Here is a 415-nt window from a genome sequence, read left to right on the forward strand (position 1 = left end):
GCAAGCAGGTGTTCATGGCCATCAACCTGGCCTTGTTGCTGCCCGCGGCCCTGGGCGGTGCGCGCTGGCTGATGCACAAGCTCCTGCCTGGCGGCGTGACCACGGTCAGGCTCGACAATGCCGCTCTCACCCAGGAGGAAGTCCGTCGCCTGGGCAAGCGCAGCGCCGGCGAAGTCACCGTGCTCGAAACCCGCATCGAGCGGCCCGCCCGCGACGGCGGGCTGTCGGTACGGGCCAGCGAACTGCACGCGGTGGACCGCAACGCCAGCCTGGTTTCCCTGGACGTCGCCGGCGGCAAGGCCGACTACGCCTACATGGCCACCACCCTGCGCGACCGGCTGGTGGCGCTGATCCAGCACAGCGTGGGGCCGGTGCGCATGGGCGGCAGCTTGACGCGGGTGGTGGCCGATGCGGG

Annotated in this window: 1 pseudogene; it reads left to right on the top strand. The window is 71.1% G+C overall.

Annotated features, from left to right (window positions below):
* Positions 1–14: 14 nt before the first annotated feature.
* A pseudogene (locus tag WCE05_RS26215) lies at positions 15–415 on the top strand (hypothetical protein); the annotation flags it as partial.

It is taken from the genome of Pseudomonas sp. I2 (genome assembly GCF_040984075.1).
Taxonomy (GTDB): Bacteria; Pseudomonadota; Gammaproteobacteria; order Pseudomonadales; family Pseudomonadaceae; genus Aquipseudomonas; species Aquipseudomonas guariconensis_B.